The sequence below is a fragment of the Marinoscillum sp. MHG1-6 genome, from assembly GCF_024714475.1.
Taxonomy (GTDB): domain Bacteria; phylum Bacteroidota; class Bacteroidia; order Cytophagales; family Cyclobacteriaceae; genus JAMZMI01.
The window spans coordinates 58,852-84,108 of sequence record NZ_JAMZMI010000002.1 but is presented as its reverse complement, the minus strand read 5'-3'; the positions used below and the strand labels follow the sequence as shown (position 1 = coordinate 84,108).

At 41.2% G+C, this 25,257-nt stretch carries 27 protein-coding genes; 16 read left to right on the top strand and 11 right to left on the bottom strand.

The features are described 5' to 3' along the window. Positions 1-36 precede the first annotated feature (36 nt). Entirely contained in the window at positions 37-540 is a 504-nt protein-coding gene (locus NXR94_RS04245; protein WP_258103341.1) for a hypothetical protein, read from the top strand. A gap of 112 nt (positions 541-652) precedes the next feature. Here NXR94_RS04245 and NXR94_RS04240 read toward each other — a convergent pair whose 3' ends face one another. Then, a complete protein-coding gene (locus NXR94_RS04240; RefSeq protein ID WP_258103340.1) occupies positions 653-1,648 on the bottom strand; it encodes an acyl-CoA reductase in 996 nt (331 codons plus the stop codon). Positions 1,649-1,732: 84 nt separating this feature from the next. Here NXR94_RS04240 and NXR94_RS04235 point away from each other — a divergent pair, with 84 nt between their 5' ends. Further along, positions 1,733-2,077, top strand: a complete 345-nt coding sequence (locus tag NXR94_RS04235; protein ID WP_258103339.1) for a 4Fe-4S dicluster domain-containing protein — start codon at positions 1,733-1,735, stop codon at positions 2,075-2,077. A gap of 36 nt (positions 2,078-2,113) precedes the next feature. On the opposite strand, the gene NXR94_RS04230 is transcribed toward NXR94_RS04235, so the two are convergent. Further along, positions 2,114-3,019, bottom strand: a complete 906-nt coding sequence (locus tag NXR94_RS04230; protein ID WP_258103338.1) for a DUF58 domain-containing protein — start codon at positions 3,017-3,019, stop codon at positions 2,114-2,116. Between the two features lie 159 nt (positions 3,020-3,178). Between NXR94_RS04230 and NXR94_RS04225 the strand changes: the two genes are divergently transcribed. From NXR94_RS04225 to ychF, 3 genes are all read left to right on the top strand, one after another. Further along, complete coding sequence (locus tag NXR94_RS04225) at positions 3,179-3,523, top strand: PUR family DNA/RNA-binding protein (RefSeq protein ID WP_258103337.1); 345 nt, start codon at positions 3,179-3,181, stop codon at positions 3,521-3,523. Between the two features lie 63 nt (positions 3,524-3,586). Beyond that, positions 3,587-4,678: an AI-2E family transporter gene (locus NXR94_RS04220; protein ID WP_258103336.1), complete on the top strand. Its 1,092-nt coding sequence runs from the start codon at positions 3,587-3,589 to the stop codon at positions 4,676-4,678. Between the two features lie 3 nt (positions 4,679-4,681). Continuing rightward, on the top strand, positions 4,682-5,779 hold the full coding sequence (gene ychF / locus NXR94_RS04215; RefSeq protein WP_258103335.1) for a redox-regulated ATPase YchF: 1,098 nt from the start codon (positions 4,682-4,684) through the stop codon (positions 5,777-5,779). 6 nt (positions 5,780-5,785) lie between these two features. Here ychF and NXR94_RS04210 read toward each other — a convergent pair whose 3' ends face one another. Beyond that, positions 5,786-7,060 (bottom strand): type IX secretion system plug protein domain-containing protein, encoded by a 1,275-nt coding sequence (locus NXR94_RS04210; RefSeq protein ID WP_258103334.1) that lies wholly within the window; start codon positions 7,058-7,060, stop codon positions 5,786-5,788. A gap of 67 nt (positions 7,061-7,127) precedes the next feature. On the opposite strand from NXR94_RS04210, the gene NXR94_RS04205 reads away from it, so the two are divergent. The 3 genes from NXR94_RS04205 (at position 7,128) to NXR94_RS04195 (ending at position 10,197) form a co-directional block, all read left to right on the top strand. Next, complete coding sequence (locus tag NXR94_RS04205) at positions 7,128-7,688, top strand: RNA polymerase sigma factor (protein WP_258103333.1); 561 nt, start codon at positions 7,128-7,130, stop codon at positions 7,686-7,688. Continuing rightward, positions 7,666-9,111 (top strand): hypothetical protein, encoded by a 1,446-nt coding sequence (locus NXR94_RS04200; protein ID WP_258103332.1) that lies wholly within the window; start codon positions 7,666-7,668, stop codon positions 9,109-9,111. Before NXR94_RS04205 ends, NXR94_RS04200 begins: the two co-directional genes overlap by 23 nt. A 111-nt stretch (positions 9,112-9,222) precedes the next feature. After that, on the top strand, positions 9,223-10,197 hold the full coding sequence (locus tag NXR94_RS04195; RefSeq protein WP_258103331.1) for a deoxyhypusine synthase family protein: 975 nt from the start codon (positions 9,223-9,225) through the stop codon (positions 10,195-10,197). 1 nt (position 10,198) lies between these two features. Here the strand turns inward: NXR94_RS04195 and NXR94_RS04190 are convergent, their stop codons facing one another. Further along, on the bottom strand, positions 10,199-10,783 hold the full coding sequence (locus tag NXR94_RS04190; protein ID WP_258103330.1) for a hypothetical protein: 585 nt from the start codon (positions 10,781-10,783) through the stop codon (positions 10,199-10,201). 161 nt (positions 10,784-10,944) lie between these two features. On the opposite strand from NXR94_RS04190, the gene NXR94_RS04185 reads away from it, so the two are divergent. Continuing rightward, the gene (locus NXR94_RS04185; protein ID WP_258103329.1) at positions 10,945-11,307 is read left to right on the top strand and encodes a hypothetical protein; all 363 of its coding nucleotides are present in this window, start codon (positions 10,945-10,947) and stop codon (positions 11,305-11,307) included. A gap of 10 nt (positions 11,308-11,317) precedes the next feature. Then, a complete protein-coding gene (locus NXR94_RS04180) occupies positions 11,318-11,590 on the top strand; it encodes an acylphosphatase (RefSeq protein WP_258103328.1) in 273 nt (90 codons plus the stop codon). Here NXR94_RS04180 and NXR94_RS04175 read toward each other — a convergent pair. The 4 genes from NXR94_RS04175 to NXR94_RS04160 all read right to left on the bottom strand — a co-directional run bounded on the left by NXR94_RS04175 (position 11,577) and on the right by NXR94_RS04160 (position 14,606). After that, positions 11,577-12,086, bottom strand: coding sequence for a hypothetical protein (locus tag NXR94_RS04175; RefSeq protein WP_258103327.1), 510 nt, complete (start codon positions 12,084-12,086; stop codon positions 11,577-11,579). The genes NXR94_RS04180 and NXR94_RS04175 overlap by 14 nt on opposite strands. A gap of 62 nt (positions 12,087-12,148) precedes the next feature. Then, a complete protein-coding gene (locus tag NXR94_RS04170; RefSeq protein ID WP_258103326.1) occupies positions 12,149-12,613 on the bottom strand; it encodes a hypothetical protein in 465 nt (154 codons plus the stop codon). A gap of 152 nt (positions 12,614-12,765) precedes the next feature. Further along, positions 12,766-13,365: an ABC transporter ATP-binding protein gene (locus NXR94_RS04165; RefSeq protein WP_258103325.1), complete on the bottom strand. Its 600-nt coding sequence runs from the start codon at positions 13,363-13,365 to the stop codon at positions 12,766-12,768. A 17-nt stretch (positions 13,366-13,382) separates the two neighbouring features. Next, positions 13,383-14,606, bottom strand: coding sequence for an HD domain-containing protein (locus tag NXR94_RS04160; protein ID WP_258103324.1), 1,224 nt, complete (start codon positions 14,604-14,606; stop codon positions 13,383-13,385). A gap of 163 nt (positions 14,607-14,769) precedes the next feature. Between NXR94_RS04160 and NXR94_RS04155 the strand changes: the two genes are divergently transcribed. The 3 genes from NXR94_RS04155 to NXR94_RS04145 are packed head-to-tail and all read left to right on the top strand — an operon-like array spanning position 14,770 to position 17,972. Then, positions 14,770-16,317 (top strand): bifunctional response regulator/alkaline phosphatase family protein, encoded by a 1,548-nt coding sequence (locus tag NXR94_RS04155; RefSeq protein ID WP_258103323.1) that lies wholly within the window; start codon positions 14,770-14,772, stop codon positions 16,315-16,317. Continuing rightward, positions 16,314-16,739 carry a tRNA (adenosine(37)-N6)-threonylcarbamoyltransferase complex ATPase subunit type 1 TsaE gene (gene tsaE / locus NXR94_RS04150; RefSeq protein ID WP_258103322.1) on the top strand — a complete coding sequence of 142 codons (426 nt, stop codon included), beginning with the start codon at positions 16,314-16,316 and terminating at the stop codon, positions 16,737-16,739. Before NXR94_RS04155 ends, tsaE begins: the two co-directional genes overlap by 4 nt. A gap of 6 nt (positions 16,740-16,745) precedes the next feature. Further along, positions 16,746-17,972 (top strand): alanine dehydrogenase, encoded by a 1,227-nt coding sequence (locus tag NXR94_RS04145; RefSeq protein WP_258103321.1) that lies wholly within the window; start codon positions 16,746-16,748, stop codon positions 17,970-17,972. 48 nt (positions 17,973-18,020) lie between these two features. Here the strand turns inward: NXR94_RS04145 and NXR94_RS04140 are convergent, their stop codons facing one another. Then, complete coding sequence (locus tag NXR94_RS04140) at positions 18,021-20,696, bottom strand: valine--tRNA ligase (RefSeq protein WP_258103320.1); 2,676 nt, start codon at positions 20,694-20,696, stop codon at positions 18,021-18,023. A 245-nt stretch (positions 20,697-20,941) separates the two neighbouring features. On the opposite strand from NXR94_RS04140, the gene NXR94_RS04135 reads away from it, so the two are divergent. Beyond that, positions 20,942-22,078: an MFS transporter gene (locus NXR94_RS04135; RefSeq protein WP_258103319.1), complete on the top strand. Its 1,137-nt coding sequence runs from the start codon at positions 20,942-20,944 to the stop codon at positions 22,076-22,078. A 66-nt stretch (positions 22,079-22,144) separates the two neighbouring features. On the opposite strand, the gene NXR94_RS04130 is transcribed toward NXR94_RS04135, so the two are convergent. Further along, positions 22,145-23,068: an NAD(P)-dependent oxidoreductase gene (locus NXR94_RS04130; protein ID WP_258103318.1), complete on the bottom strand. Its 924-nt coding sequence runs from the start codon at positions 23,066-23,068 to the stop codon at positions 22,145-22,147. 46 nt (positions 23,069-23,114) lie between these two features. Next, a complete protein-coding gene (locus NXR94_RS04125; RefSeq protein ID WP_258103317.1) occupies positions 23,115-23,771 on the bottom strand; it encodes a phosphoadenylyl-sulfate reductase in 657 nt (218 codons plus the stop codon). Between the two features lie 175 nt (positions 23,772-23,946). On the opposite strand from NXR94_RS04125, the gene NXR94_RS04120 reads away from it, so the two are divergent. Together NXR94_RS04120 and folE are read left to right on the top strand one after the other, a co-directional pair. After that, on the top strand, positions 23,947-24,357 hold the full coding sequence (locus NXR94_RS04120) for a 6-carboxytetrahydropterin synthase (RefSeq protein WP_258103315.1): 411 nt from the start codon (positions 23,947-23,949) through the stop codon (positions 24,355-24,357). Further along, positions 24,335-25,015 (top strand): GTP cyclohydrolase I FolE, encoded by a 681-nt coding sequence (gene folE / locus NXR94_RS04115; protein ID WP_258103314.1) that lies wholly within the window; start codon positions 24,335-24,337, stop codon positions 25,013-25,015. Before NXR94_RS04120 ends, folE begins: the two co-directional genes overlap by 23 nt. Positions 25,016-25,257 lie beyond the last annotated feature (242 nt).

The following is a 25,257-nucleotide window of genomic DNA, read 5'->3' as shown; positions in this document are numbered from 1 at the left end:
TTGTCTGCCTATCCTATCAGTTATAAGCAAATTGTTTTGAAAAAGTTCTTATTACTAGCTGCAATATTTTTTGGTTTGCATCAATGTCTGGAAGCACAAACCCATGCCGTTTATGGAGAATTAGCCGGCCAGTCAATATTGTATTCAATTAACTATGAATTACAGCCATTCACGTCACCAAATGTTATTCCTTTTGGCAGAATTGGTTTCGAGTATATCCCTTCAATAAGCTTTGATGATTATGTTGAAAGTCCAAGGCTCATGTTACCAATCGAGGTTGGAGGTTTTTTAGGAAAAGCCAATCACTTTTTTGAGTTTTCAGCCTCAGTACTCATTGTTAATGAAAAATTTGCGTACGAATCCAACTTTTATCGAAGTTATTATTGGTTTGGAAGAATTGGTTATCGGTATCAGAAAAGGGATGGAGGTTTTTTAATTAGAGCAGGTTTCACACCTATTTTTGCGTACAAAGAGGAATACAGTCAATTACAACCAAATTGGGTTCCCTTTGGTGGTATTTGCCTTGGGTACGTTTGGTGAGATGAGTCTTGTCTGAATCCCTTGCCTGGATAGATATCCAAGAACTGCATATTATTTTATAGTTATGATATTTTAAACCATCTCGCCGAGGTGGTTTTTTGTTTGTTGAGAATTACAATGCTGCTAAAAATTTTAGGGTATCCACCTTGTCGGCGTAATCCCAGAGCTCAGGGAGTTGAGCTTTCCCAAAGGGGATATAGTCCCGACCAACTACACATTGTATTTTGTCTTTATGGGCATTTAGTATATCCTGGATTTCTCCGGTACTTTCATATTCTTGCGCGTACATTACCGAGATAGGGGAAACCAGTTCCTCGGTTTTTCTCCACATCAAAAATCCTGTATCGAGATGAGGCTCACTATTAACCAGGTAGATGGATTTATTATAATCGTAGTTGTTGCGGTATTTATGATGATGAATAACTGGCTCGAACTCCTGAATTGACTCGAATAGAAAGTCCGGTTTGTACCCCTTTGGTACAAGTAATTTTGAAATGTTTCTACATCCCAGGCCAAAATACCAGAATATGTCTTTTCCCAGCGCCTTCAGCTCCTGAGCAGTTTCATTACCCGTTAAAACCGCAACAGATGACCTGTTTTTGCGAATAATGCTGGGTATATCCTTAAAATAATGTTCAAAATAGCGTGCGGTGTTGTCACTTCCGGTGGCGATTACCGCGTCAATTCCTGTCAGTCGCTCCCTGAGCTCAAGCGACTTTTTGAACCCGGGCTCAATTTCGAGGAGCCAGCTAATAATTTTATTGATGAGAAACGAATCCTGACTTGAAGCTTTGATGGCAGCAAAATGACCTGAAATTAAGACGCATAGTAAGTCATGAAAACCAACTAGCGGGATATTTCCGGCCATCACAATCCCGACGATCTTTGGAATTTCAGGCTCCAATTGATACTTGGATAGCCATTGATTGAGTTTGTCTTCATCCAGTTGGTAGCTGATGCCGAATAGCGCACGTTCGATATTTTCTTTGGTAAACCAAGCGTTTTCTGCCTCTGCCCTGGAGTAGAGATCTTCTAATTCGTCATTAGATAATCTTTTTATTTTGTCAGCTAGCTGAATAAATGCGGAAATACGTGCTTCGATGTTCATTTATCTGTCTTTTGCTTTTGGCTGCAAACTTATTGTGAATATTTTTGTTCCCTTATTGACAAACGCAATTAAAGAGTTAAGGAAATGGCGATAATGATAACAGACGAATGCATCAACTGTGGTGCATGCGAACCGGAATGCCCAAACACAGCCATTTATGAAGGTGGAGTAGAGTGGAAATGGTCTGATGGAACAGATCTTAGCGAGGTAGAAATGGAAGATGGCACGGTAATACCTGGAGATGAAGACCAGGAGCCGGTTTCGGACGAATTTTACTATATAGTGTCTGGCAAATGTACAGAGTGTACTGGTTTCCATGAGGAGCCACAATGTGCAGCGGTATGTCCTGTAGATTGCTGTGTGCCAGATCCGGATTATGAAGAAACCGAAGAGGAATTGCAAGCCAAAAAGGAATGGCTTCACGTTTAATAGTAAGAATTTAAAAGCGGGTAAGACCCGCTTTTTTTATTTCATTTTCTTTCTTTTGATCAGGTAGGCACCCAAAACCTTATCAAAAGGGTCGGAGGTATCCGCTTCGATATAATCAATTTTAAACTGGCCGCAGCGCAATTTTAATTCCCGATACATTTCCGCTGTTTTTTGCTGGTAGAACTCCTTGACGTCCCTTGGGTTGACTTTAATGGTCTGCTTCGTTTCCAAATCGATGAACTGATGAGGTCTGTCATCAAATTCAAAGTTTAGTTCCGTTGAATGGTCGGTCACATGAAAGATCAGAATTTCATGCTTATTATGCCTCAGGTGCTGCAATGATTTGAAAATTTCGTCCAGGTTCTCTACGTTTTGGAACATATCGCTTAGAATGATCACCAGCGAACGTTTTGTGATTTTATCGGCTATCTCATGAATGACATCTGAAACACGGGTTTGGGTAGCAGAGGGAGAAGCATTGAGTGCATGATCCAAAGCCTTGATTATCAGTCCGGTATTTGATGCTGTGGAGCTTTGTGGTGACTGGTATTCTATTTTATCCGAAAAGGTAGTTAAACCTACTGCATCTCTTTGAGTAGTTAATAAATGGGTGAGCGCTGCTGCGGTGAGCGCTGCGAATTTTATTTTAGTTTTATCGGGGTGCGGATAGTACATAGACCCCGAGACATCCAGCAATATCTGACACCTTAAGTTGGTCTCTTCTTCGTATTGTTTAGTATACAACCTGTCAGTGCGGGCATATACCTTCCAGTCTACGTGACGGGTGCTTTCTCCACTGTTATAAACCTTGTGTTCTGCGAATTCAACTGAAAATCCATGGAAAGGAGATTTGTGTAGTCCGGTGATGAAACCTTCGACAAGTTGCTTGGCCAGAAAATCCAGTTTATCAAATTGTCGGATGTCCGAAAGTTTAAGACTCATAGAATATTGTTACCCCCATATTAAATACATGTAGTTGTATTTATAATTTGACATAAATTTAGGGTGTTTGCATTTGTCAAATTTAAAATGCTATATTTAAAATCATTTTGTTCACATAACAAGAGATTTACTAACAGATAACCAAAAGAAAAGAAGGAAGTGGAAGATAACAGCGAAAAAGGAAGAGATGAGATTTATTCTGAAAGAGTAAGAGCTGGTAAGCGTACGTATTTCTTTGATGTAAAGTCAACCAAATCCAACGACTACTATCTTACAATTACAGAGAGCAAAAGACGCTACAAAGATGATGGATATGTGTATGAAAAGCACAAGATTTTCTTGTACAAGGAAGACTTTCACAAATTCATTGATGCCTTGAATGAGACGGTGAATCATGTTAAGGAAGAATTGTTGCCAGATGTCGACTTTACGCAATTCGACAATGTTGATGAGGAAGTAGACGTGAGCACTGGTGATGCGGATACTGAACTTAAGTGGGATTAAAATCTTCTAAAATATTAAGTTAGCCCCCCTTTAATCGAATGGGGGCTTTTTTATTTTTGAGAAATGAGAAAAACGTTAATTGCCATTGGTTTGTTCGTTGTTGCTCTTGTGGTGGCAATTTGGTATTTCTCGAATATCTTTTTTTACATCACCTTCTCTCTGGTCATTGCGACGCTCCTTCGTCCCTTAACTAACTGGGTACTTAAACTTGAAGTTTCAGGGAGAACCATCCCAAGGGGGTTGGCGGTATTCGTATCCTTTCTTGCTGTAGCGGGGGTTATAGGTGCCTTTATTACGCTGTTCATTCCTTTAATATCCCATCAGGTTGATGTCATCTCAAGGATTGATTTTGAGATAGTTTTTGAAAAGCTTTTTCAGCCTTTGCGGAGCATAGAGGATTTTCTAATTGCGAAAGACCTTGTTTCTGAGGACTCGGGTTTCTTAAAGGAGGCGATTCATGATGCGGTTTTCAATTATGCCGGCAGGGTGAAGCTTGGGGATGTGATTAATAGTTTGTTTTCTGTAGCCGGAAATTTTTTCGTGGGTATTCTGGCCGTGGGCTTCATTACTTTCTTTTTATTGTACGAGAAGGGGATCATTAGACGTGTATTTATTTCCATAATTCCGAATCAATATTTTGAAGTGTTTATCAATGCCCTTTATAAAATGGAGAAGCTGTTGTCTAACTATCTGTTAGGCTTACTTTTTCAGATGATTTCCATTTTCACCATAGCTGGGGTGGGGTTGAGTATTTTGGGAATTGACTATGCCGTGACGGTTGCGGTATTTGCAGCTGTGGCTAACCTCATCCCATATCTGGGACCTTTGCTGGGTGGGCTGTTTGGTATTTTGGTTGCCGTTTCCGCTTCCGGTGACTTTGCGTTCAGCAATGAAACGATCATATTAATAGTTAAAGTTTTTTCTGTATTTGCAGTCGTTCAGGTGACGGATAATGTGCTTCTTCAGCCATTAATTTTCTCTAAAAGTGTTAAAGCTCATCCTTTAGAAATTTTTGTCATTATTTTTGTCGGCGCTTCGATAGCCGGCATACCCGGTATGATCGCAGCGATCCCTGTTTATACCATTTTAAGGGTCTCTACATCAGAGATTTATGCAGGGTTTAATCAATACAGAGTCTTTAAAATCAAAAACTAGATCATGGGTTTACAGTGCGGTATTGTTGGGTTGCCAAATGTTGGTAAGTCTACTTTGTTTAACGCCCTTTCCAATGCCAAAGCAGAGGCAGCTAATTTTCCATTTTGTACCATTGAGCCTAATGTGGGGGTGATCACAGTTCCAGATCATCGGTTGAAAACATTGGAAGGTCTGGTAAGTCCTGAAAAGGTCGTTCCGACTGTAATAGAGTTTGTGGACATAGCTGGTCTGGTAAAAGGGGCTAGCAAAGGAGAGGGGCTTGGAAACCAGTTCCTTGCTAACATACGTGAGGTTGATGCTATTATCCATGTGATCAGGTGTTTCGAGAATGACAATATCATTCACGTTGACGGTAAGGTTGATCCTATTTCTGATAAAGAGGTTATTGATACTGAATTGCAGTTGAAGGACCTGGAGTCAGTTGATAAAAGAATTCAGCGTGTTGAAAAGATTGCTAAATCCGGTGACGCGAAGGCTAAAAAGGAACTAGAGGTACTTAAAACATACAAATCCCATCTGGAGGAAGGTAAAAATGCTCGATCTCTGGAGATGGACAAAGAAAGCAAAGTATTTGTAAGAGAGCTTCAGCTTTTGACGGATAAACCGATCATTTACGTTGCAAACGTAGAGGAGGAGAACGTTGTTGGCGGAAATCAATATTCCGAGAAAATTGCAGAGGTAGCAGCCACTGAAAACGCCATTCAAATTAATGTATCCGCAGCTTTGGAGGCCCAAATAGCAGAGTTTGATAATGATGAGGACAAATTAATGTTCCTGGAGGAATACGGCCTGGAAGAGTCAGGTTTGAACCGACTGATAAGAGCTGCTTACTCGCTTTTGGATTTGATTACTTATTTCACTGCGGGAGTTCAGGAAGTTCGTGCATGGACAATCAAAAAGGGCTGGAAAGCACCACAGGCAGCAGGCGTCATTCATACGGATTTTGAGCGAGGGTTTATCAAGGCTGAGGTAATTAAGCTGTCGGACTACGAACAATACAAAACCGAACAGGCTTGTAAGGAAGCAGGTAAGTTGTCGATAGAAGGAAAAGAATACGTGGTGCAGGATGGAGATATCATGCACTTCCGTTTCAATGTGTAAATCCCATCAGAAATTACTCTTGACTTTTTGATACCCTACCAGCTCATCATAATTTTTTGTTGGGTTACGGTAGTAAACGAGAATCTCGTATTCATTTCGAGTTTGAAAGAAGTCTCCCTCCAGACTGTTGGAGCCTTCGGATTCATAGGCATAATTGTAGAATCCCTGTTTTAAAAGCAGTTTGCCACGATAGCTTTGTCGATCCTCATCATAGCTCATCTGGTTGGAGATTTCTTTGGCCCAATTGTTAAACCGGCCAATAATGTACACAGGCTTTGATACTTTAGGTGTGCTAAGCTCGAAAAAGACGTGTGCATATTCACTGTTCCTGGGAATATCTCCGGGGTCAGTATTTTGTAAATAGTACGAGCCGTTTATGTCCTGATTGAGCTGTGAATAGGCGAGATTTCCCCTTGGTTTGTCCAGTGCGGTGAAAGCTACAATTCGGTTGTCCTCCTGAATTACGTTACTAATGTTCATCCCTCGATAATCTACTGATCTGAAATCAATGAATCGGTATTCGTTCCCGCCGGGGAATTCGTTTTCACCGGTAAGGTGACTATATTCCTGGTATTGCTGATCAGCCCTAACCTGGGTGGGTTGCAAACCGAAATTAGCCGTGGACCACCGATGGTTTTGAAGGATTACAATATTCAGGTCCTTCAGGGGATTTAAATTTCCTAACCCCTTATAAGCAACTCCAAAGTCTATTTGCTGTTTTTCCGATCTGCGAGAGACCGATGGGCTCATTTTTACTTCTGCCGCTACCGACGCTCTGGATTCAAAGACCAACACCCTTCTTGAGAATAAAATGTCACGTTCATTACTACCATTATATGCTACTATGAGGTAATTACCAGAAATTTTTGGGGTTGGAAGGATAGCCGTATAACTAATATAAGGTATTCGGGTGTTTGAAGAATATTGATAGTCCGGCACGTTAAAAGAATTGTATTCATCCAGAAACCGGATATCGGCCAGGCCAGATGGGGTCCAGCGGTGATCGCAGTGAATGAGCTTTAAGCTGATAGGGTGATAGTTATCCTCGAGCAAATCGAAAACTACCTGAATACCATTGGTCTGTCCTAACTTAATGACAGGGTTTTCAACCTGGGCATAAGGAGACGAAGAGGCTGAAAATACCTGAACAAATCCAACGTAGGGCTCATATTCCTGATCCTCATAGGTTAGCTGCTTATTGGTAGTATAGGTAGTGGTACTTACTGGTACACAGGAGAATAGGTAACAACTCAGAATTAAAAGTAGTGAGTAATATTTCATAGATTTGTTAGTGCAGTTGCAACGATTCGATAATAACGTGAGTCTTAAGAAAGCAAAACTAAACTGAATGGCCATCAGTGAAGAAGAGTTAATTGAAGGATGCTGTAAAGAAAACAGCAAAGCTCAACAGAAATTGTATGATGCATACAGTTCCAGTATGTATCCTGTGGCTTTGCGCTATTCTAAAATGCAGCAGGAGGCTGAAGATATTCTTCAGGAGGCATTTATTAAGGTTTTTAAAAACATTAAAACATTTAGAAAAGACTCGTCTCTTGGTTATTGGATCAAGAGAATAGTAATAAACACCGCTCTTAATTATCAACGTAGCAAACTATATCTCTACCCTATGGTGGATGTGACTGATCTGAGAAAACATTCCGGCACTGAAGTTACCTTATCTTCTTTTGGATATAAGGAATTGATGGTCATGATACAAAAGCTTCCAACCGGTTGTCAGATCATTTTCAACCTTTACGCCATTGAAGGGTATAAACATCACGAGATAGCGGATATGCTTGAGATCAGTGAAGGTACTTCCAAATCTCAGTATGCCAGAGCGAAAAGTTTGCTTCAAAAATGGATTTTAGAGAATAACCCTGAGGAATATGAAAGAGCAGGAGGAAACTGACGGTTTGTTCGAACGTGAGTGGAGGGAGGCTTTTGCTAATGCAAACGAGGAGCCACCGAAGATCGTATGGAGTGAAATTGACCGTGAGCTGGCTCATGGTCGGGTTGATGGATATAAGAAGAGGGCGGCCTATTATCAATGGGCTGCGGCAGCTGTATTGGTTATTGCCTCGACGTTAGGTTTGGTAGAGATATTTTCAGGAGACACAGAATCCAATTCAGTTGAACTCGCATCAAACTATAACGCAGAAAATGAGGTTTTGGAGGCTAAGGGAGGCGATGAAACCAGGGCTTCTTATAATTCAGGGTCAGCAATTGATGATTTAGAGAGCTCAGGCTCTTATAATGCCTTCTTAAGAGCTGCTGAAGGCTCCGGATATGGTGCGATGGGAGAAGCCGGGTTTGGTCAAAATAAAACATTCCAAACATTTGCTACAATTACAGTATTTGATTCCAGGGATGGGAATAACTCCATAGATGGCGACGGAGGATTAGGTGAAGATCCCGACGAAAACATTTATTCTCTTCAGTCCAAATCTCCTCAACTGGTAATGGATGACCCTCAATTGAGAGATCAGTTATATATGGTTGCAAATACGTCCAATGCCGTCCATAACAAAAGACGTTCTTCTCAAGATAATGTTGAAGATCGTTACTGGGCTGGATTGGATGTGAATTCCGGTACTTTCGATCCGAATTTCCAAAACGCTTCCAGTTCGCTTAATAGTAGTTTGTTGCTAAACCCGGGCTCCCAGTTTACCCAGGTAGAAAGTGATGTATTGAGCTCAGTGGATCCTGCTGTACAGGAAACCATGTCATCAGGTCAGATGATGGCCTTTGGTATAGATATGGGAATGCGCCTTTCTGATAAGTGGTCTGTACACGGTGGCTTCCAATACATGCAGGCAGATGCCACCAACAACACCAATATGGTCGTTGCCAGTACGCAGATTGTGGAAACTATTGCCGTTACCAAACAAGTTAGGGGAGTTACACAGGTACAGGATATTGTTCAGCAGGAAGAAATAGTAAGGTATAGCTATGAAGATATTGAACTTGATAACCAGTTTCAATTTGCCTCTATACCGGTAAATGTGGGTTACCGACTATTAGATAATAAGGTGAGCGTGGAATTGAATGGTGGAGTTGCGGCTAACATCTATTTGGGAAATAAGTTGAGTGATTCGAATGATCAGGTTGCTGATGTGACAATTGGTCCTGGATCAAACTCTCCATACAAGCAATTCAGCTTCATGGGGCTTGCCGGAGTTCAATTTGGCTATGAGTTTATCAGCCACTTTGATATCCTTGTTCAGCCAAATTATAGGCATTCTCTTAACAACCTGACCAAGGGGAGTTCGGACTTTGTGGCTTCTCCTTCCGGGTTTGGATTGCAGACAGGTATTCGATACCGATTTGACTAATTGATCCTTTCCTGATTTTTGATAAACCCATTACTCTTTGGAGGAAAATTGGGTTAGATTTATTTTGCCATAGGGTGATTTAGATCATATTTGCGACCAAAAAAATCAGAGATGTCAGACAAGCCAATTACCTCATTTATTGAGAAACATTATTTGCATTTCAATGCCGCAGCTTTGCATGATGCTGCAAAGGGTTACGTTGCTCACCTCAAATCCGGGAAAAAGATGCTAGTCTCTTTGGCAGGTGCTATGAGTACCGGAGAGCTCGGAATTTCGCTAGCAGAGATGATCCGTCAGGATAAAGTTCAGTTCATATCTTGTACGGGAGCTAACCTCGAAGAAGATTTAATGAACCTGGTGGCGCATAGCCATTATAAGCGTGTTCCTAATTATCGCGACCTAACTCCTGAGCAGGAGCGAGAACTGTTGGATAAAGGCTTGAACAGAGTAACAGATACTTGTATACCCGAAGAGGAAGCATTCAGGCGTTTGCAGGAACATATTTATAAAATCTGGAAGGATGCCGATGACAATGGTGAGCGGTATTTTCCCCATGAGTTCATGTACAAATTACTTTCCTCAGGAGTGCTAAAACAATACTACGAAATCGATCCGAAGAATAGTTGGATGCTCGCGGCCATGGAGAAAAATCTACCGATGGTGGTACCGGGATGGGAGGATTCTACCATGGGGAACATTTTTGCCTCCTACTGTATCAAAGGAGAGTTGAAGGCTTCTACCATGAAATCAGGTATAGAATACATGATGTTCTTAGCTGATTGGTATACTCAAAATGCTGAAGACAAAGGAATAGGTTTCTTCCAGATTGGAGGAGGAATCGCAGGAGACTTTCCAATATGTGTGGTACCTATGTTATATCAGGATTTGGAGATGGAAGACGTGCCATTCTGGAGCTATTTCTGTCAGATATCGGACTCTACCACAAGTTATGGTTCATACAGCGGAGCGGTGCCAAATGAAAAAATTACCTGGGGAAAACTGGATATAGATACACCTAAGTTTATTGTGGAATCTGATGCGACTATTGTTGCACCATTGATATTTGGGTACGTACTAGGTTGGTAAATCAGGGCTTTTTATCCCCCGGAGGATCCAAAAGTCCTCGCATGAACAGGTTGTAGTCTTCACAAGATAAATAGGATTCACCTTGAGAATAAGGGCAGGTTTGATAGATGTTATCAAATTTGCCTTTTTTTATGATTACGCCGTCTCCATGACAAACCGGGCAAATCATTTTTTTCAATCCTCCGCAATCGTAGTCTTCTCCGGAGAGTTCTGTGGTTAGGTCAATGGGTTCCTTTCGGGATATCTGAAGAAATTGATCTTCTGCTAATTGAAGGTACTTGTTAGCTTCCTGATAAAATTTACCCTGAGTTCCTTTTAGCTGAATGTATTTATTGAGCCAGTTAATGCTTTGTTTATACTTTTCCAGGTGATAGCTGTTTCGGCCAAAATAATAAGCCATATCTGATGGAAGTGCCTCCATTTTGCTCATAATCGCACGAAGAGCTTGATCGGCACCGATATAGTCACCTTTGGTTATTAAGGCTACCGTGCTGTCAATTTCTTGTAGTACCTGATTGTCTACAGAATCTTGCGCAAGTGCATTTAAACCAATAATTAGCCAACCAATAAACAGTGCCTTTCTCATACTAAATTTTGCTTCAATCGAAACGTAAAGATGTTAAATAAATTGCTGCTCCGTAGCCTTTGCATGCAGATCATTTGAATTGCCCAACTAAGAGCAATAACTTCGCCACAACGACATAATAATTTTCGAATTTGTCGTTGAATCCAAAAAAGCTTTGTGAAATGATTCTTAGAAGCATTTTATTCTTCACGTTTATTCTCATTTTTATTTTATTGACTGAGGCCCAAACGACCAGGGACGTTGAGCCTATCAAGCCACCTGCTCCAGCTTATCAGTCGCAAAAAAAGCAAGAGAAAAACTTCTTTAGCAGAATCTTTCAGAAAGAGAATTCTGCAACGTACGACGAGGATGTGATTGAGTTTAGGGAGCGGATGAAGGATGTTCAAAAGAAAAAGAAGAAGGAAGCAAAGTTGGCTGAAAAGCCTCAGTATTCTAACCCCCTCTATTTTGGGCATAAGAAACCACCTAAAAAACGGCCTGTTGGAAAGCGGAAGTTCTGTGATGAATGTGGTTTAGTTCACTGATCTTTGAATCATGAGAAGTGTCAGCCTTAAATGTATTGGGAGGGTTCAGGGTGTTTTCTATCGTGCATCCACAAAGGCGAAAGCTGATGAGCTGGGGTTGACCGGATGGGTGCGAAATGAGCCAGATGGCAGCGTTCAGATAAGAGCAGAAGGAAGCGTGGACGCGATTGAGTCACTAATTACCTGGTGTAAGAAAGGACCGGAATTTGCAGCTGTGAGGAGTGTGGAGGTGAAAGAGGTCGAGTGGGAAGACTTCGAGAGTTTCGAAATCAGGCGCTTTTGATCATTTTGTTGCGTCCCAGTTCTACATTGAAGTGGGTGAGAATGATTCTTCTCATGGCGTAAAAAAGAAATTTGGAGCTGGTTCCCTGCTTCAGAACACATATCTTAATGATAGCTCTATAAAATTCAGGTAGATTACAGAAGTAGTCCAGCCATTTATCAAACTCATCCTTCCAGCTTTCCGCATAAACTTCGTAATGGCTACGCCCATCCCAGATGAATTCAAGTTGGTTGTTTCCCTTTTTGAGGCGATAGATGGCAGCCAAAAGTTCATAAAGATCTCTCAGGAAAGCGGTGTCATAGTTCTCTATGGACTTGAGGTGAAGAATGAAGTCGTCCTCTAATCCGAGTGGATTTTCATTCGCATGAAAGCACTCGATTGCATATTCAACCCAGTGTTTTAGGAATTGTGGTTCAACAAACCCTTGTGCCGCACGCAGAATACTATTTTTATCCTGCTTGAAGTATTTATCCTGATATGTACGGCTTGTTACCATTTCTACAAAAATAAAAAAGGGGATGACTAGTCATCCCCTTTTAACAAGATATTTTACTCGACTTAGAAGGTAAATACCCACTCGCCATCGAAGGCTGCAGCTCTTGCACCAGTTCCTGATCCAGTCACATCAAATGTGATTGAAACAGTTGATGCAGAGGTACTAAGCGTGGCAGTTTTTCCATCAAGATCAATTGTACCAGCACTTTCACCAGGGAAAGACCAGCTTCCTGAAGAAGCCCAAACTGCATCCGCACCAGTATCCGCAGGAGCACCAGTTACGGTGAACGTTCCTCCAAGTGTACTTGGCTCAAATGTGAAAGTGAATTTGGTAGCATCCCATTCTGTTCTGTCTACACCATCTTTAGTGACGCTGATTGGTGACACATTAGCGACAACAACTTTCACGTTCTCACCAGCGGTAATTCTGGCGTCTCCGGGATCATTTTTTTTGTCGCCACCGCAAGATGCGAATACCATCAATGAACAAATTACTAAGGCATTTAGTAGTTGAGTGATTTTTTTCATTTTTCGTATCTGTTTCTAAATTCTGAAGTTAAAGTTAATCAAATTCAATTGCAAAATAGTAATAATTAGTAAATGTATAATCTACACCATTAAAAATTCGATAATTATCGTGTTTTGTTAGACGAATGTTTTGATGATTTCATTTTTATATATCAGTTAATATGAAATTCATCATCACACATCGCAATCTCCTCGGCCAGGTTCGAAGCTATAACGAGGGTTCTTTTTTCGTATTGTGTGTCGAACAAATTTTTAAACCAATTAATTCCTGATCGGTCAAGATTGGTGGTCGGTTCGTCCAATAAAACCACATCAGCATCAAATCCAAGGGCTAAAATCAGTTTTACACGCTGTTTCATGCCCGACGAAAAATCTTTAACAAATTTTGATCTGGCTTTATATAAACCTGAGGTTTCTACGAGTTCATCAATATTTGAAGTGGGTTTTTTAAACTTTTCATGAAAGGACAGTAGCTCGCTTAAGGTGTATTCCTCAATTAGATGGTAGTACGGTGCTGCGAAGTTGAAGGACAATTGACTGTCATCTTCATGCTTTAAGTCTTTTTGGTCAAGAAGAATTTTACCTTCCGTAGGAGTCATATACGATCCCATTATTCTGAGAAGGGTAGATTTTCCAGCTCCGTTTGATCCGGTAATAGCCAATCGCTCTCCTGAAACTATGGTCAGGTCAACCCCTCGAAAGATCCATTCCTTCCCGAATTTTTTACCAATATTTTCTAATTGAATTTGCATAAGGAATGGTTCTGGTGTTAAATCAGGTGTTTCGGATAGCTAATGTAGTGCTTAGTGACAATCTTACTGATTGCCTTAATATTGGGTAGATCAGATGCTTTAGCTACATCCATGATGCTGTCATCTTTCATAAGGATGTTGATGCTCTGATTTTGTACAATGTAAGCAGCATTACTAATGGTTCCTGTTTGTAGATAATATTTAAGATCTTTTTTGGCTACTCCGGCTTTTTCGAGCTTTGCAGTAATGTCTGCAATCAGCGCCTTGTCCGGTTTGTCGCTACTGAGTATGATTTTATTCAACCTGCGACTTAGTAAATCGTTACTAAGCTGGCTTAGAATGTCATCCTCATGAAATAACCATTGTTTGATGCTCCCCCAGATATCGGTATCATCCAGTCTGGTGAAAATCTCCAATAAATCTTGATCCTCGAAAAAATCTTCTCTGGTAATGTCTCTTTCCAGAAAGATATTCAATGCTGGTGTGGCGGGGATGTTTTTTCCTTTTTGTGTGAGTTTCTTTGCTCTTTTTAAAAGAGCGAGAAGCATTGTCTCAGCGGCCACAGACGTCTTATGCAGGTAGACCTGCCAATACATCAGCCTTCTGGCGTTGAGGAAATTTTCAATACTGTAGATTCCTTTTTCTTCTACTACCAGCTGGCCCTCATATACATTAAGCATTTGAATGATCCTATCGGCTCCAATGGTACCCTCATGAACTCCGGTGAAAAAACTATCTCGTTTCAGATAATCCAACCGGTCAACATCTAATTGGGAGGACACCAGTTGATGGAGGAATTTCCTTTGATAGGTTCCGGTAAAAACTTGTTTGGCCAGTTCAAGTCGTCCGTTGAATTCCTTGTTCAACTTGTCAAATAGCCATAAAGAAATTTGTTCGTGATTTACACCTTTAAATAAGCTGAATTCCAGCGTATGTGAAAAGGGCCCATGGCCAATGTCATGTAGAAGAATAGCAATAAGTGCAGCTTCATATTCCGTTTCAAAAATCATTACCCCTTTTGCTCTCAGATTATCCAGCGTTCGCTGCATGAGGTGCATGGCTCCAATTGCATGATGAAATCGCGTGTGGTGAGCGCCGGGGTAGACCAATTCCGTAAGACCCAATTGTTTGATCCTTCGTAATCGCTGAAAATAGGGGTGCTCTATTATATCATAGATGAGGTCATTGTAAATGGTGATAAACCCATAGACCGGATCGTTGAGAATTTTCTTTTTATTCAAAAGGGAAATGGGTTTGATTTTTGTGCGACGTGATCCAAAAATAGGTCAATGAAACACGCTCTTAAAATTTTTTAACAAATCTAATTTCAGAAAAGACAGTATTTCTGGTATTTGTTTCGTTGAGTGATAACTATATTCCAAATTGTAATTGAAAACGATAAATATGAATTATAAAATTCTTTGGGCAGACGATGAGATAGATTTGTTGAGGCCGCACATCCTCTTCTTAAATCAGAAAGGATATGATATTGAGGCTGTGAATAGCGGAGCAGATGCCCTTGAGAAAATAGATCACGAATCTTTTGATCTGGTTTTCCTGGATGAGAATATGCCGGGAATGACAGGACTCGAAACGCTCAATTACATCAAATCCACTCATCCCAACTTGCCGGTAGTAATGATCACTAAAAGTGAGGAGGAGCAAATTATGGAAGAGGCGATTGGTGCCAAGATTGCCGATTACCTGATCAAGCCATTAAATCCTAATCAGATACTACTTTCTGTTAAGAAAATACTGGATAACAAGCGGATCATTAGTGAGAAAACCAACCAGGGTTATATGCAGGATTTCCGAAGGTTGAGCATGGATGTTCAGGATATTTACGAACCGAAGGGGTGGGCAGATCTGTACAAGAAATTGGTTTACTGGGAGCTGCAGCTAAATAATGCGGATGATAAAAGCATGCAGGAGGTCTTCACCACACAAAAGGCTGAGGCAAACAGGCAGTTTTGTGATTTTGTGGAAGAGAACTATGAGGATTGGTTGGATGCAGGAGATGAAGCCCCATTGATGTCACATCAATTGCTGGAATCCAAAGTCTTCCCTTTGCTGAAGTCAGAGAAGCCTGTTTTTTTAATTGTGATAGATAATCTCAGGTATGATCAATGGGAGGAAATAGAGCCGGAAATCGCTGATATCTTCAATGTAGTGGAGAAAGATAGTTATTATTCCATTCTTCCGACGACGACGGCCTATGCACGCAATTCACTTTTTGCCGGTATGTTGCCCATCGACATTGCGTCCAAATACCCTCAGTACTGGTCAGGTGAGGATGAAGAAGGCTCAAAAAATAATTTCGAAAAGGAATTGTTAGAAGTTAATCTCAAAAGAAAAAAGCTTCAGGGAAAATTCAGCTACCATAAAATCATCAAGGCATCAGAGGGCAAGCAGCTGGTTGAGAATTTTAACAATCTTTTGGTGAATCAACTCAATGCGGTGGTATTCAATTTTGTGGATATGCTTTCTCATGCAAGGACGGACGTGGCCATGATACGCGAGCTGGCTCCCGATGAATCCGCTTACCGCTCATTGACGAGGTCTTGGTTTGCCCATTCTTCGCTTTTCGATTTCTTAAAACTTATTGCACAGCAAGACGCCAAAGTAATGATCACAACAGATCATGGCACTATCAGAGTAAGAAAACCTTCGAAAATTGTTGGAGACCGAAATACCAATACGAACCTAAGGTACAAGCAGGGCAAGAATCTGGCTTTTCAGCAGAGTGATGTATTTAGCTCACGAAGGCCTGAAGATCTTGGGTTGCCAAAAGTGAATGTGAGTACTTCCTTTGCATTTGCACGGGATGATTTTTTCTTTGCCTACCCAAACAACTTCAACTATTATGTGAATTATTATAATGACACATTTCAGCATGGAGGTGTTAGTTTGGAAGAGATGATAATCCCTTTTGTAATATTGGAGCCTAAATGAGAAAATTTGAGGTTAGATCTCTCACGGATCTAAAGGAACCTGCCCTTTATTTGATTGAATTACTCGATAGCACCCCCGTAGTATGCTTTTACGGAGAAATGGGAGCGGGAAAAACCACGTTTATTAAAGAAGTTTGTGAGCTTTTAGGAGTTGAAGACAATACAAGTTCTCCCACATTCTCCATTGTAAATGAATATCTGGATGAGCATGGTAACTCTGTTTATCACTTTGATTTTTACCGGATAAAAGGTATTCGAGAGGCTCAGGATGTAGGGGCGGAGGAGTATTTTTATTCCGGAGATGTCTGTTTCATCGAATGGCCGGAGCTTATAAATGAATTGATTCCTGGCGAACACCTTGAAATTAATATTAAATTAGTAGGAGAGAATAATCGGGAAATCATCATCAACTCCCCGGGTTAACAAGACATGGACGAAAAAAAGAAATCGGGGTTTGCCGATCTGGCCAGAGGGCATAGTTTATATACTCAGGAAGCACCCGCAAAAATCAAGAAAGGGAAACATTCTTTATTTATAGGTATTCCAAAGGAGATTTCCCTTCAGGAAAGTAGGGTCGCCTTGAAGCCAGAATCTGTTGATGTGCTAGTTAATAATGGTCATGAGGTGTGGGTGGAAGCCGGTGCCGGAGTTTCATCCAATTTCTCTGATAACGAGTACAGTGAGGCAGGAGCCAAAATAGTTTATTCCACCAAGGAAGTTTACAAGGCAGACCTTATTCTCAAAGTAGAGCCGCCTACATTGGCTGAGATCGAATGGATGCAGGATGGCTCTTCTGTAGTGTCGGCATTTCAGACAGGAAATCAATCGGTGGACTACATTCATGCGCTGAATAAGAAGCGAATAACTGCCCTGGGCTACGAGTTTATTGAAGATAAAGTAGGTGGATTGCCTCTGGTTCGTGCGATGAGTGAGATCGCTGGCTCAGCGGTGATGTTGATTGCAGCTGAGTTGTTGAGTAATACCAACGAAGGGCAGGGGGTGATCCTTGGAGGTATTACCGGTGTGCCACCAACACAGGTGATGATTTTGGGTGCCGGGACGGTGGCGGAGTATGCAGCAAGAGCTTGCATCGGTCTGGGAGTAGATATTCAGGTTTTTGACAATCACATATATAAGCTAAGAAGGATCAAGCATGCGCTTGGTCACCAAATCCATACATCGACGATTGATAATGCTACCCTAACAAGAGCTTTGAAAAATGCTGATGTGGTTATCGGGGCGATCAGACCGGAAAAGGGGAGGAACAAGTGCGTGGTGACAGATGAGATGATTGCTGAAATGAAGCCGGGCTCTGTGGTGATTGATGTCAGTATCGATCAGGGCGGTTGTATAGCTACTTCAGAAATGACCAACCACAAGAGACCAACTTTTAAGAGGTATGATGTAATACATTATTGTGTGCCAAACATTGCTTCAAGGGTAGCGCGAACAGCTTCATTGGCCATTTCTAATATCATGACCCCGATCTTACTTGATATTGGAGAATCAGGCGGAATAGATGAGATGATTTTTAACAATCGTTGGTTTATGCGAGGGGTATATACCTACCGGGGCAGCTTATGTAATATCTATCTTGCGAGAAAATTTAATCTGGCCTACAGAGACCTCAATCTGTTAATAGCAGCTAGGATATAAATAAAAAAGGGGCCAATGAGCCCCGTTATTTTTGTCGTGAATTCGTTCTTATAGTGCGGCTAAGCTTTCCTCAATTGCCTTGATTTTAGCCTCCGCATCAGCTTTCTTCTTCTGTTCATTTTCTACCACCTTGGCAGGAGCACCATTCACAAACTTCTCATTGCTCAATTTCTTGTCTACCGACGCTAAAAAGCCTTTGGCGTATTCCAATTCCGTACGCAGTTTTTCTTTTTCCGCTTCCACATCGATCTCTATATTAAGCGGGACAAAGAATTCATCTGCTCCCTGGACAAAGCTCACACATTGCTCGGGTTTATCTGCTCCAAAGGTGATATTGGAGACATTGGCCAGTTTTTGAATTGAACTGATAAGGCTTTGGAATTTTTCCTTTTCCGAAGTTTTAATAATTAGCTCAAGCTCTTCTTTAGGGGATAGTCCTTTTGAGCTTCTCAGGTTTCGGATATTGGATACCAGTTCAAATAAGTTATCAGCTGACTTCAACAGGCTATTATCAAAACCTCCACCCGCGGGCCAGCTGGCAACAATGATCGGTTCGTTATTTCTTTCCTTGATGTTATTCCAGATTTCCTCTGTAATAAACGGCATGAATGGGTGCATCAACTTCATAAGTCGCTCCATTATAGAAATGGTGCTATCGCAAGTCTTTTGATCAATAGGTTGTTCAAACCCGGGCTTGATCCACTCCAGATACCAGCTACAGAAGTCATTCCATGCCAGCTTATAAATGGTCATGAGGGCATCTGACATTCTGAACTTACTGAAATGATCTTCCAGCTCGGTCGTGGCTTGATTGAGTCTGCTTTCGAACCAAGCTACCGCCAATGCATTTTCTTCCGGCTGCTCAATTTTTTCAACTTGAAATCCTTTGATCAGTCTGAATGCGTTCCAGATTTTGTTCGAGAAGTTTCGTCCCTGCTCAACCAGCTTTTCATCAAAAAGAAGGTCGTTACCTGCTGGTGAGGAAAATAACATTCCTGTTCTCACTCCATCCGCTCCATATTGTTTGATGAGATCCAGTGGGTCAGGAGAGTTACCCAAAGACTTGGACATTTTCCTTCTTAGTTTGTCTCTAACGATCCCCGTTAGATAAACATTTTTAAAAGGCTTCTCCTCGTTGTATTCATAACCTGCGATGATCATTCTAGCCACCCAGAAGAATAAGATTTCCGGTGCTGTTACTAATGTTGAGGTAGGATAGAAGTAATCCAAATCAGCATTCTTTCCTTTGATGATCTTACCGGTTTCCTTGTCGAAACATTCATCGTTAAAGCCATCAAAAACTGCCTGAGGGAAGAGCCACGATGAGGCCCAGGTGTCAAGCACGTCCGGATCTTGCTTCAGGTCTTCCGCTGACAAAGCACCATTGCCCGACTTAACTTTTGCAAGTTGCAGGGCTTCTTTATCTGTTTCAGCTACCACGTAGTCGTCCTCGCCATCGCCATAGAAATACGCAGGGATACGCTGTCCCCACCAAAGTTGTCGTGAGATACACCAGTCTCTCACGTTTTCCATCCAGTGGTTATAGGTGTTCTTGAACTTTGATGGAAACAGTAAGATATCATCTTCCATTACGGCTTTATGAGCCTTTTTGGAGATATCTTTCATATTGATGAACCACTGAAGGGAGAGTTTTGGCTCTACGACGGTGTTGGTTCGCTCTGATCGACCTATCCGGGTAATGAACTCCTCGGTTCCTACTAAAAGTCCAGCTTCCTCCAGGTCTTTTACAATGAGTTTCCTCACCTTGAATCGATCCAATCCAATGTATTTATCTACGCCGCATGCCTCATTAAGCGTTCCATCAAGATTGATGGTATCTATGACTTCCAGTTCATGTCTTTGCCCAATTTCATAATCGTTTGGGTCATGAGCAGGAGTTACTTTCAGACAACCCGTTCCAAAATCCAATTCAACGTAATCATCTGCAATGATTGGGATTTCACGATTGATAAAAGGAACCAAAGCCTTTTTACCAATGAGATGAGTGTAACGCTCGTCTTTTGGGTTTACCGCGATCGCCGAGTCACCTAGAATGGTTTCAGGTCTAACCGTAGCGATGGTAACATATTCGTCGCTATCCTTAATTTGATATTTAACGGAGTATAGTGTCGCTTTTTCACCATCCTCTTTGTAGATCACCTCTTCATTAGAAAGGGCCGTTTGGGCTTCAGTATCCCAGTTGATCATTCGCAGACCACGATAGATATACCCCTTTTTATGCAGGTCTACAAAAACGCGGATTACGGCCTTATAATAACCTTCATCCATGGTAAAGGCCGTTCGATCCCAGTCACAGGAGGCGCCTAGTTTTTTGAGCTGCTCCAGAATGATTCCGCCATACTTTTCCTTCCATTCCCAGGCATATTTCAAGAACTCTTCTCGTGAAAGGTCACTTTTTTTGATCCCTTTTTCCCTAAGCATGGCAACTACCTTGGCTTCCGTGGCAATGGAGGCATGATCTGTCCCGGGAACCCAGCATGCTTCTTTTCCTTCCATTCTGGCCTTTCTGATCAGGATGTCCTGGATGGTGTTGTTAAGCATGTGACCCATGTGCAATACTCCCGTTACATTAGGCGGAGGGATGACAATCGAGTAAGGTTCTTTATCAGGGTTTACAGAGGCTTTAAAATAGCCTTGATCCATCCAGAATTGATACCATTTGTCTTCTACCGATGATGGGTCGTACTTGGTTGATATGCTCATTGTTAATTGTCTTTCCAGCTTCTCAAAAGGAACCGCAAATCTATCGTTTTTGACTAAAAGCGATTTGAGAATGGTAAAATATTTCTACCTGTCAGGAATGCTGTATATACATACTTTATAGGTCTTTTTGAGCTATATTTAATATTTTTCTAATATAACGTTAGAAAAAAAGAATAAACTTTTGAATCCAAAACCTGTTACCTGTTCGTACATTGAGCATCTATAACCAAAACCAATTATCGTCTATGGACAACTCACTAGCATTAGACTACGAGAGCAACTCAAAGTTGAAATACGTATCAAAAGAGCAGGTGCTTTGGAAGCAACTACTCTCACTAACGCTTTTATATGCTTCTGTCATTATCGGGTGGATTGCCTACTATAACTATCAGCCAATATTGTTAGAGAAGTATAGTTTCAAAGACTTAACACTTTTTCTGTTCATTTCTCAAGGGATCATTATGGTCCTTACTCCTCCAATTGCAGGTATGATGGGGGACAAGTTTAGGAGAAAAGCCGGGCAGCGGCTTCCAATTATCTCGGCGGGGGTCAGCTTTGCGGCGATGATCTTTATGGCTACTGCTTTTACCCTTTTCACTGATCCCGGGCCGGTATTTAGATGGATATTACCGGGTTTGATTGTGTTATGGTTATTTTCCATGGCCTTGTTTACCAGTCCCGCGATTTCAACCATCGAAGTGTTTGTGCCCGTCAACCGGTTGCCGACCGCAATGGCTTTACTGACAGTAGTTTATGGATTGCTTTATGCTATCGAACCGGTCATTGTTGATTTGATAAATTTTTTGGGAGCTCCCCTGACATTTGTAGTTGGTGGGGTAGCAGTATTGGGAAGTGGCCTGTTGATGAGGTCTAACTCCAGGTATATGCTCGACGTACCTCCGAAGCAAGAGGTTGGTAAATCTGACTTTACTTATGCGTTCGCCTTAGGGGCTTGCTTTGGAATCGTCACCACCATACTCTTCAATCTATTCCCTGACTGGTTTACCAATAAGAATTTTTCCGTGATGGGGATTAGTGGAAGTGGAATCATATCAGCTGTTTTGGCCGTGGTTGCTTTGGTGGGATATCCGATAGGAAGGTTGGCAGAAAAGCGTTCGGTATATCTTTCCATACTCATTTCCATATTAGGTGTCACAGCGCTTACCGTAATGATTTACTTTACATCTAATCCGGTGTTGTTGACCATTGAACTGATCCTTTTCGCAGTTACTTATGCGCTCATGTCAGTGACTTTTCTTCCTTTGGCGCTAACAGTTGTAAAGGATAAAAATAAAGTACTCGGAGTTGGAATATTTTTCGCAGGCTTTGAATTGCCAAATGGAGTTTTGGAAGCGATTTTGGTGAAAATGGGGCTTTTCTGATTTGCTAAGAGAATTAAGGCATAAAAAAAATCCTCACTTTTTAGAGAGGATTTTTTTTATAAGCTCTTAGAAAGAGAATTGAGCGCTAAAGGCTTTCATCTCTTCATCAAAAGTTGCTATCGGCTTGATTTCCAAATATTCTTTGAGTTTCCAGTCGGTACTTACCGAAATAGATTTAAGGTTCAGGTGCTGATTAATAAAGATAAACTCCAGTGGAGGATTGATCGCCTTAAGTATATCTACAATGTCCATCATGGTCATGTTTCTTTCGACCAGATTGTAGGTTCCTGAAGGGACATCTTTAGTCAGTAACTGATCAAACACGTCACAGAGTACATCGATATTTAAGAATGCCCGACTTTGTTTTCCGTTTCCATGAATGGAGATCTGGTTATTGAAATTGCTTTCAAAAATCCATTTGTTGATTACCGAATCAAACCGCATTGCTCTGCTATATCCATAGACATTACCACATCGGATAATGTGTGTCTTTATTTTCCCCTCGAGTCTACGAACATGCTCCTCACCACGAAGTTTTGAGATGGCATAAAAGGTACGTGGGTTAGGTTCCGTATTTTCATCAATTTCTTTGGTAGATGATGAACCATATACCCCGATGCTACTGATGTAGACGAAATGTTTCACGTCACTTTCTTCAACCGCATATACCAATTCCGCCGTACCCCAATGATTCACTTGCTCGAAGTAGTGTGCATCAACATTTGCGTAAGGAGTAGTCACTTTGGCAGCCAAATGGTAAACCACATCTATACCTTCCAGTGCTTTTTTCAGTTTCCTTGAATCAAGTAATTCAGCCTCAATAAATGTGAGTTTTTCATGATGCTTGTACTTAGGTCCAGTAAACAAGGCATGAGTTCCTCTGCTGAGATTATCGTAGATCACTATTTTTTTTACCTCCGGGTTAGCCGTCAGGTTGATCAACAGTTCTGTTCCGATGTATCCGGCACCTCCGGTAACAAGTACGTTCATTCTATCTGGGTGTTAATTTTAAGTAAAGCTGGGAATCCGGATCAGATTATTTTTTAACAAGGTCTGTATGGAGTCCACATTCCACTTTATTCATACCATACCATCTGGCTTCTCGCTCTTGCATTTCAGGGTCAAGCTTTCGGGTACAAGGCTCACAGCCTATACTCATATAACCTTTTGCGTCGAGTGGATGCCTTGGTAGATTATGTTCGCGAATGTAAGCAAATATCTCCTTCATTGTCCAATCCAGCATTGGATGAAAACGTAATGTTCCATGAGGAGCGGGTTGTTCAGCAGTGAAGGATTTCCTTACAGAACTTTGATCAGCCCTCACGCCATTAATCCATATATCATGGTTTCTAAGCAGATGATCCGTAGGGGCTGTTTTGTTAATATAGCAGCAATGGTCAGGGTCTGACGTAAAAAGAAGTCTGCCCTCGCTGTCGCGTTGCATATATCTGGGCATAGAAGATTTGACCTCCTGCACATTTAAGCCGAATTCCTTTCCAATCTGATCCTTGAACGCTACTGTCTCTGGGAAGTGGTAGCCGGTATTGAGGAAGTAGATAGGAATTGTATTGTCTATTCTGCTCAGGATATGAAGCATTACCAAACTATGTGTCTGAAAAGAAGATGTAGTGAACATCTTTTTTCCTTCACTTTTGTACTTCTCTATCTGTTTTTTAATTTCTTCTATTTGCATGAGGGCAATTTTAAGACACAAAACAACCTAGTGCCGGATAAAATTCAAAAGAACTGATAATAAAAAGCAAAAAGGGATTAATTCCACATTTTTGCAGACCGTAAGAACAAAAGCAGTTGAAATTGAGTTTCAAGAATCGAGTTGCAATTGCTATATTCTAAATAAATCCCATTGAATGAGGACATCAGTCTACAGAAAAGAACATTTTAACGCGGCTCACCGTCTGCACAATCCTAACTGGAGTGATCAGAAGAATCAGGAGGTTTTTGGTAAGTGCAACAATCCTCACTGGCATGGTCATAATTATGAGGTGGTGGTGAAAATTACTGGTGAGATAGATCCGGATACGGGTTTTGTGGTAGATATGAAAGATTTGAGTGGCATCCTTAACGAGGAGGTTATTCGTAAATTTGACCACAAAAACCTCAATTTAGACACAGAAGAATTTAAGAATCTCAATCCCACGGCAGAAAATATTGCGGTGGTTATTTATGATAAAATCAGGCGAAGGGTTGACCCAAAGTATGATTTGAAAGTTACGCTTTACGAAACAGAAAGAAATTATGTTGAATACCCCGCAGAATAGAAATTTGGATGAGTATGAAGATGATCATGTTGGGTCCTCTGATAGAACTCCACTGAGAGCAGATGCTTTTAGCATGGATGATGATCTTAAAATGGAATTGATTGCAAAGCATTTTAAGGAAATCATGCATATCCTGGGATTGGATCTTGAGGATGATAGTTTAAAGGGAACCCCAATGCGTGTTGCCAAAATGTATGTGCAGGAGGTATTTAGTGGGTTGAACCCAAAGAATAAGCCGAAGGCCAAGCTCTTTGAGAATAAATACAAGTATGATCAGATGCTGGTGGAAAAGGATATTACCTTCTACTCGCATTGTGAGCACCATTTTGTGCCTATCTATGGAAAAGCACACGTTGGTTATTTTTCAAGTGGAAAAGTTGTGGGGCTTTCAAAGATTAATCGAGTGGTACAGTATTATGCTAAACGTCCACAGGTTCAGGAGCGTCTTACCATGCAAATTGCTAATGAGTTGAAGGAAGTACTGAAGACCGAAGATGTGGCCGTAGTACTGGATGCTACCCATATGTGTGTTTCTTCAAGGGGGGTAAGTGATACCAATAGTATGACCGGAACCGCTTATTTTGATGGAAAATTCCGAGATCAAAATGTGAAGAGTGAGTTCCTTAACTATATCAATTCCAAGATAGATTTAAGATAACGATTTATTTGAAGGACCTTTATCTCGTCAAAAGGTCAGCCTCAAATTTCATCGAAATGCTTGCATTTATTCCGCTTAAGAGATTCGTTGCTTTGATTAAGGACAGGGTATAGGAGTATTTCATTGTGAATACTTATTTCTAGTCCTAGGAAATGGCCCTCGCACATTTCCATTCCCCAGATTTCGTATGATTGGGTAAACTTTATGATCCCATATCAGAATTAGAATCATGCTGTAATAGG

Bases quoted from the DNA above. Each gene is read 5' to 3' on its own strand.
- NXR94_RS04240 (WP_258103340.1), bottom strand. From the start codon at position 1,648: ATGAACATCGAAGCACGTATTTCCGCATTTATTCAGCTAGCTGACAAA.
- NXR94_RS04235 (WP_258103339.1), top strand. From the start codon at position 1,733: ATGGCGATAATGATAACAGACGAATGCATCAACTGTGGTGCATGCGAA.
- NXR94_RS04230 (WP_258103338.1), bottom strand. From the start codon at position 3,019: ATGAGTCTTAAACTTTCGGACATCCGACAATTTGATAAACTGGATTTT.
- NXR94_RS04220 (WP_258103336.1), top strand. From the start codon at position 3,587: ATGAGAAAAACGTTAATTGCCATTGGTTTGTTCGTTGTTGCTCTTGTG.
- ychF (WP_258103335.1), top strand. From the start codon at position 4,682: ATGGGTTTACAGTGCGGTATTGTTGGGTTGCCAAATGTTGGTAAGTCT.
- NXR94_RS04210 (WP_258103334.1), bottom strand. From the start codon at position 7,060: ATGAAATATTACTCACTACTTTTAATTCTGAGTTGTTACCTATTCTCC.
- NXR94_RS04205 (WP_258103333.1), top strand. From the start codon at position 7,128: ATGGCCATCAGTGAAGAAGAGTTAATTGAAGGATGCTGTAAAGAAAAC.
- NXR94_RS04200 (WP_258103332.1), top strand. From the start codon at position 7,666: ATGAAAGAGCAGGAGGAAACTGACGGTTTGTTCGAACGTGAGTGGAGG.
- NXR94_RS04195 (WP_258103331.1), top strand. From the start codon at position 9,223: ATGTCAGACAAGCCAATTACCTCATTTATTGAGAAACATTATTTGCAT.
- NXR94_RS04190 (WP_258103330.1), bottom strand. From the start codon at position 10,783: ATGAGAAAGGCACTGTTTATTGGTTGGCTAATTATTGGTTTAAATGCA.
- NXR94_RS04185 (WP_258103329.1), top strand. From the start codon at position 10,945: ATGATTCTTAGAAGCATTTTATTCTTCACGTTTATTCTCATTTTTATT.
- NXR94_RS04180 (WP_258103328.1), top strand. From the start codon at position 11,318: ATGAGAAGTGTCAGCCTTAAATGTATTGGGAGGGTTCAGGGTGTTTTC.
- NXR94_RS04175 (WP_258103327.1), bottom strand. From the start codon at position 12,086: ATGGTAACAAGCCGTACATATCAGGATAAATACTTCAAGCAGGATAAA.
- NXR94_RS04170 (WP_258103326.1), bottom strand. From the start codon at position 12,613: ATGAAAAAAATCACTCAACTACTAAATGCCTTAGTAATTTGTTCATTG.
- NXR94_RS04165 (WP_258103325.1), bottom strand. From the start codon at position 13,365: ATGCAAATTCAATTAGAAAATATTGGTAAAAAATTCGGGAAGGAATGG.
- NXR94_RS04155 (WP_258103323.1), top strand. From the start codon at position 14,770: ATGAATTATAAAATTCTTTGGGCAGACGATGAGATAGATTTGTTGAGG.
- tsaE (WP_258103322.1), top strand. From the start codon at position 16,314: ATGAGAAAATTTGAGGTTAGATCTCTCACGGATCTAAAGGAACCTGCC.
- NXR94_RS04145 (WP_258103321.1), top strand. From the start codon at position 16,746: ATGGACGAAAAAAAGAAATCGGGGTTTGCCGATCTGGCCAGAGGGCAT.
- NXR94_RS04140 (WP_258103320.1), bottom strand. From the start codon at position 20,696: ATGAGCATATCAACCAAGTACGACCCATCATCGGTAGAAGACAAATGG.
- NXR94_RS04135 (WP_258103319.1), top strand. From the start codon at position 20,942: ATGGACAACTCACTAGCATTAGACTACGAGAGCAACTCAAAGTTGAAA.
- NXR94_RS04130 (WP_258103318.1), bottom strand. From the start codon at position 23,068: ATGAACGTACTTGTTACCGGAGGTGCCGGATACATCGGAACAGAACTG.
- NXR94_RS04125 (WP_258103317.1), bottom strand. From the start codon at position 23,771: ATGCAAATAGAAGAAATTAAAAAACAGATAGAGAAGTACAAAAGTGAA.
- NXR94_RS04120 (WP_258103315.1), top strand. From the start codon at position 23,947: ATGAGGACATCAGTCTACAGAAAAGAACATTTTAACGCGGCTCACCGT.
- folE (WP_258103314.1), top strand. From the start codon at position 24,335: ATGTTGAATACCCCGCAGAATAGAAATTTGGATGAGTATGAAGATGAT.